This is a genomic window from Streptomyces atriruber, from assembly GCF_001418325.1.
Lineage (GTDB): Bacteria > Actinomycetota > Actinomycetes > Streptomycetales > Streptomycetaceae > Streptomyces > Streptomyces atriruber.
The window spans coordinates 1-5,394 of sequence record NZ_LIPN01000666.1; the positions used below are offsets into that span (position 1 = coordinate 1).

At 70.6% G+C, this 5,394-nt stretch carries 6 protein-coding genes; all 6 read right to left on the reverse strand.

Going from position 1 to position 5,394, the window contains the following annotated elements; all coding sequences use genetic code 11:
* A partial coding sequence (locus AOK03_RS39850; protein ID WP_244177958.1) for a TerD family protein occupies positions 1-732 on the reverse strand: 732 nt, incomplete at its 3' end.
* An 87-nt stretch (positions 733-819) separates the two neighbouring features.
* Positions 820-1,041, reverse strand: coding sequence for a hypothetical protein (locus AOK03_RS39855; protein ID WP_055570197.1), 222 nt, complete (start codon positions 1,039-1,041; stop codon positions 820-822).
* 77 nt (positions 1,042-1,118) lie between these two features.
* Positions 1,119-2,108, reverse strand: coding sequence for a zinc-dependent alcohol dehydrogenase family protein (locus AOK03_RS39860; RefSeq protein ID WP_055570198.1), 990 nt, complete (start codon positions 2,106-2,108; stop codon positions 1,119-1,121).
* Positions 2,105-2,965, reverse strand: a complete 861-nt coding sequence (locus AOK03_RS39865; RefSeq protein WP_055570199.1) for a carbohydrate ABC transporter permease — start codon at positions 2,963-2,965, stop codon at positions 2,105-2,107. The genes AOK03_RS39860 and AOK03_RS39865 overlap by 4 nt, the downstream gene beginning before the upstream one ends.
* Positions 2,965-3,936, reverse strand: a complete 972-nt coding sequence (locus tag AOK03_RS39870; protein ID WP_055570200.1) for an ABC transporter permease subunit — start codon at positions 3,934-3,936, stop codon at positions 2,965-2,967. The genes AOK03_RS39865 and AOK03_RS39870 overlap by 1 nt, the downstream gene beginning before the upstream one ends.
* On the reverse strand, positions 3,933-5,297 hold the full coding sequence (locus AOK03_RS39875; RefSeq protein WP_055570201.1) for an ABC transporter substrate-binding protein: 1,365 nt from the start codon (positions 5,295-5,297) through the stop codon (positions 3,933-3,935). Before AOK03_RS39875 ends, AOK03_RS39870 begins: the two co-directional genes overlap by 4 nt.
* Positions 5,298-5,394 lie beyond the last annotated feature (97 nt).

Here is a 5,394-nt window from a genome sequence, read left to right on the forward strand (position 1 = left end):
ACCCCGGTCACCCCCGCCGCCCGGCTGGTCGGCGGGGGTGACCGGGGTGTCGTCGCCCGGCTGCCGCGCGGGCAGGCCCTGCGCGGGTGCGGGGTGGCCCTCGGGCGTCGAGGTCGGGTGGCCGTCCTGGCCCTGGGAGGCGGTGCGCACCCGGGTGCCGTCGGCGGGGCGGGGCGGCGGCGCGGCGACGGAGCGGGCCAGGCCCTGGGCCACCGCGTCGTTGATCGCGGAGGACAGCTCGCGGGCCTGGGGCAGTCCCTGGTCGGTGAGCATCTCGGCGAGGCCGCCCGCGTACCCCTGGCCGACCGCGCGGACCTTCCAGGCGCCCTGGCGCCGGTAGATCTCGATGATCACCAGGGCGGTCTCGGTGCCGAGCCGGGGCGGCGTGAACGTGGCGAGCACCGAGCCGTCGTCGGCGTTGCGGATCGTGGCGGTGGGCTCGACGCCCTGGAAGGTCTGGCCCGCCGCGTCCGGGCTCGCGGTCACGACGATCTTCTCGATGCCGGGCGGCACGGCGGCCGTGTCGACGGTGACCTTGTCGGGGGTCGTGCCGCCGCCCGACTGGTAGGTCACGCCGGGCCCGGAGGGCTGGTTGAAGAAGATGAAGTCGTCGTCGGAGCGCACCTTGCCGTCGGCGGTGAGCAGCAGGCCCGATACGTCGAGCCGCACCGGAGCGGCGACGTCCACCGCCACGCGGGCGGCGGTCAGCGGGATGTTCGAGCCAGGGGTCATAGCTGTCATGCCAGGGGTAACGAACGATCCCGCTTTACCGTTCCCTTACCCACGGAAGGATTTTTCCGGTCCGCCCACCGGCCCGGATCAGCCGCGGTTGCGGGGGTGCGCGCGGGCCGTCCGCTCGTTCCCGTGCTTGTAGTTGCCGGTCCAGCGGGCCATCACCAGCTGCGGGTCGCCGCCCGCCGCCTCGGCCAGGAACTGCTCGGCGCGGGCACCGCGCAGCGTTCCCGCGGCGCGGCTGCCGTGGGTGATCACGACGGTTCCGTCGGCGCGCTCTTCGTACGTGAATCCATGAGGTCTCGGCATGGCCGGGAGCGTATGTCCCGGCCGTGCCGCGCCGGTACCGAATTACGGTCCGCGCGCCTCCGCGCCTCCTCCGCCCCCTAGGGGACCACCACGATCTTCCGCCCCACCCCGGCGGCGAACCGGTCGAGCGCCTGCGGGTACTCGGCGAGCGACAGCCGGTCGCTGATGAAGACGTCGGGGTCGAGCACACCGGCCGCGAAGAGTTCGGCGGCCCGCTCGTAGCTGTGCAGGACCGCCATCGAACCGGTGATGGTGATCTCCTGGTTGTAGATCCGGTACGGGTCGATGCTCACGCGCGTCGCGTAGTCGGCGACGCCGAACTGCAGGAACGTGCCCGCCTTGGCGACCCGGTCGAGACCGTCCTGGATCGCGGCCGCGTTGCCGGTCGCGTCGATGACGACGTCCCAGCCCTGGGGGCGGTCCAGCTCGTCAGGACCCGCCGCCGATCCCGAGACGCCGAGGCGCTGTGCGGTGGCGAGCCGGTCCGCGTTCAGGTCCACGACGTCCACGCTCGCCGCGCCGGTGCGCTTGGCGAGCTCCAGCATCATCAGGCCCATCGTCCCGGAGCCGTAGATCAGCACGTGCGCGCCGAGCCGGGCGCGCAGCACGTCGTAGCCGCGCACCGCGCAGGACAGCGGCTCGATCAGGGCGGCGTCCTGGGTGCGGACGTGGTCGGGCAGGCGCACGCAGTTGGCGGCGGGCGCCACCGCGTACTCGGCTGCGCCGCCCGCGGTGGTCACGCCGATCGCGGCCCACCGCTCGCAGAGGTTGCCCCGGCCGTCCCGGCAGTAGCGGCACTCGTGGCAGTGCAGCGACGGGTCCACGGCGACCCGGTCGCCGACGGCGAGGGTCGTGACGTCGCTGCCGAGCGCGACGACCTCCCCGGCGAACTCGTGGCCCGGCACGACCGGCAGGGTCGGTGCGAACTCGCCCTGGAGGATGTGCAGATCGGTCCCGCACAGGCCGCACGCGGCGACCTCGACGACGACGTCACGGGGGCCCGGGGCCGGGTCGGGCAGCTCCCCGACGACGGCCTTGCCGACGGACTCGATGATGGCGGCCTTCACTTGACGGCTCCCAACGACAGGCCCTGGACCAGCTTGTCCTGGGCGGCGAACCCCGCGGCGAGCACCGGCAGGGAGATCACGAGCGACGCGGCGCACACCTTCGCCAGGAACAGGCCCTGGCTGGTGATGAACCCGGTCAGGAAGACGGGCGCGGTCTGGGCGACGACGCCCGTGAGGACCCGCGCGAAGAGGAGTTCGTTCCAGCTGAAGATGAAGCAGATCAGGGCGGTCGCGGCGATGCCGGGGAGCGCGATGGGCGCCACCACGCGCGTGAGGATCGTGGGCAGCCGCGCCCCGTCGATCTGCGCGGCCTCGATGACGGGCCTCGGCACCTCGGCGAGGAACGACTGCATCATCCACACCGCGATCGGCAGGTTCATCGAGGTGTACAGGAGGACGAGCAGCCAGATGTTGTCCAGCATGCCGGTGTTCTTGGCGAAGAGGTAGATCGGCAGGAGGCCCGCGACGACCGGCAGCATCTTCGTGGACAGGAAGAAGAAGAGCACGTCCGTCCACTTCTTCACGGGCCTGATGGACAGGGCGTACGCGGCCGGCAGCGCGAGGACGAGGACGAGCAGGGTCGAGGCGAGCGACGCCACCGTCGAGTTGATCAGGGACGGCCAGGGGCTCGCGCCGCCGCCCGTCCCGAAGAAGTCCCGGTAGCCGTCGAGGGTGAGCGAGGCGGCGAGCGAGGGCGGGTTGGTCGCGGCGTCCTCCTCCGAGTGGAAGGAGGTCAGCGCCATCCAGGCGATGGGCAGGAAGAACAGGATGCCGGCGAGCCAGGCGACCAGGCCGAGCGCGGACCCGCGCGCGCGGGGACGGGCCTTTCCCGGAGGGTTCTTCACGAGAGCGGACATCAGCGGGACACCTCCTCACGGAACAGGGACGAGACGACCCGCAGGGCGAAGGTCGCGATGATGATCGAGCCGATGACGACGAGCACGCCCGCCGCGGAGGCCAGGCCGTTCTCATGGGCCTGGTAGAAGCTCTGGTAGACGGTGTAGGGCAGGTTCGCCGTGCCGAGGCCGCCCGAGGTGATGGTGAAGACGGCGTCGAAGTTCTGCACGATGTAGATCGAGCCGAGCAGGGCGCCCAGTTCGAGGTAGCGACGCAGGTGCGGCAGCGTCAGATGGCGGAAGACCTGCCAGTTGCTCGCGCCGTCCATGCGGGCCGCCTCGATCAGCTCGGGGTCGCGGCTCTGCAGCCCCGCGAGGAGGATCAGCATCATGAAGGGCGTCCACTGCCACACCAGGGAGGCCTCGATGGCGAGGAGCGGGGTGTTGGAGACCCAGTCGGGCTGCGCCGCGGAGTCCCCGCCGACCCAGTGCAGCAGGCCGTTGAAGAGCCCGTACTCGGGGTTGTAGAGCACGTGCTTCCACAGCAGCGCGGCGGCCACGGGGACCAGCAGGAACGGCGCGATGAGGAGGGTGCGGACCAGCCCGCGCCCCTTGAACCTCCGGTTCAGGAGCAGTGCGAGGGCGAGCCCCGCGACCAGGCTCGCCAGCACCACGGAGGCGGTCAGGAGAATCGTGGTCAGCACGGACTTGCGCAGGTCGGGGTCGGTGAGGACCTCGCTGTAGTTGGCGAACCCGGTGAAGCTGCGGGCATCGGGGTAGAGGGCGTTCCAGTCGAAGAAGGAGATCACCAGGGTCGCCACGAAGGGCAGTTGGGTCACGGCGATCATGAAGATGAGGGCGGGCAGCAGGGGCGCCCTGGTCGCCCAGGCGCGCAGCCGTCCCGGTGTTCCCGGTGCTCCTGGCGTCCCCGCTGTGCGGGCGCCCGGCACGCGCGTGTGCCCTGCCGTGGTGGTGCTCGCGGTGGCGGTCATCGTCCCTCGTACTCCTCGGAGATCTTCTCGGCGAGCTCCTGCGATTTCTCCAGGGCCGATTCGACGGACCGGCGTCCGGCGATGGCCGCGCTGATCTCCTGGGAGACCTTGGTGCCGAGGTCGGTGAACTCGGGGATGCCGACGAACTGGATGCCGGGCGCCGGGCGGGGCTGCACGCCGGGATCGCGGGGCCGAGCCCCCTCGATGGCGGCGCGGGTGACGTCCTGGAAGGCGGCGGCTTCCTTGCGGTAGGCGGGATTGGCGTAGGTCGAGGCGCGTTTGCCCGCGGGGACGTTCGACCAGCCGATCCGCTCGCCGACGAGCTTCTCGTACTCCTTGCCCGAGGCCCAGGAGATGAACTTCCAGGCCTTGTCCGGGTTGCGCGAGGCCTTCTGCATGCCCCAGGCCCAGGTGTAGAGCCACCCGGAGTTCTCGGTCTTCGCCACCGGGGCGGGTACGTAACCGATCTTGCCCTTCACCGGGGACTTGGCGGATTCCAGGGAACCCGCGGCGGCCGTCGCGTCGTACCACATGGCGGTCTTGCCCTGGGTGAGGTTGTTGAGGCACTCGGCGTAGCCGGACTGTGCGGCTCCGGACTCGCCGTGCTCACGAACGAGGTCTACGTAGAAGCGAGTTGCCTTTTCGAACTCGGGGGAGTCCAGGCGGGCCGTCCAGTCCTTGTCGAACCAGGTGCCTCCGAAGGTGTTCACCACGGTCGTCAGCGGCGCCATCACCTCGCCCCAGCCGGGCAGTCCGCGCAGACAGATGCCCTTCATGCCCTGCTCCTTGCCGTCCACGCGGGCGGCCAGGTCCGCCACCTGCTGCCAGGTGGGGCGCTCCGGCATGGTCAGACCGGCCTTCTTGAAGACGTCCTTGCGGTACATCAGGAAGGACGACTCCCCGTAGAAGGGCTGTCCGTAGAGCTTGCCGTCGTTGCCGGTGAGCGACTGACGCATCGGCGGCAGGATGTCCTTCTCGTCGTACGTCCTGTCCTTGCGCGCGTACGAACCGACCTCGTGCAGCCAGCCGTTCCTCGCGTAGATCGGTATCTCGTAGTTGCTGAGCGTCGCGACGTCGTACTGGCCCGCCTGGTTGGCGAAGTCCTGGCTGATCTTGTCGCGGACGTCGTTCTCCGGCAGGACGGTGAAGTTCACCTTGATGCCCGTCTCCTTGGTGAAGTGGGCCGCGGTGAGCTTGCGCAACTCGACCATCTGCGGGTTGTTCACCATGAGGACGTTGATGGAGTCGCCTGAACCCGCCCCGCCGGCGCCGGTCCAGCAGCCGGCGAGCAGCGGGGTGAGCAGCGCCCCTGCGGCGGCCGCGGCGAGCGTGCGCGGCCTCCGTCGGCTCGGGGTTCGCATGAAAGCTCCTGGACGTAGAGGGGTTTTTGGGAACAATCGGCGCACTTCGGGGCGTGCGGGACCCCGGGGCGGCCGTACAGGGGAGTGGGGGAGGGGG

Excerpts from the sequence above, each read along its gene's own strand:
- AOK03_RS39865 (WP_055570199.1), bottom strand. The coding sequence starts at position 2,965 with ATGTCCGCTCTCGTGAAGAACCCTCCGGGAAAGGCCCGTCCCCGCGCG.
- AOK03_RS39875 (WP_055570201.1), bottom strand. The coding sequence starts at position 5,297 with ATGCGAACCCCGAGCCGACGGAGGCCGCGCACGCTCGCCGCGGCCGCC.
- AOK03_RS39855 (WP_055570197.1), bottom strand. The coding sequence starts at position 1,041 with ATGCCGAGACCTCATGGATTCACGTACGAAGAGCGCGCCGACGGAACC.
- AOK03_RS39870 (WP_055570200.1), bottom strand. The coding sequence starts at position 3,936 with ATGACCGCCACCGCGAGCACCACCACGGCAGGGCACACGCGCGTGCCG.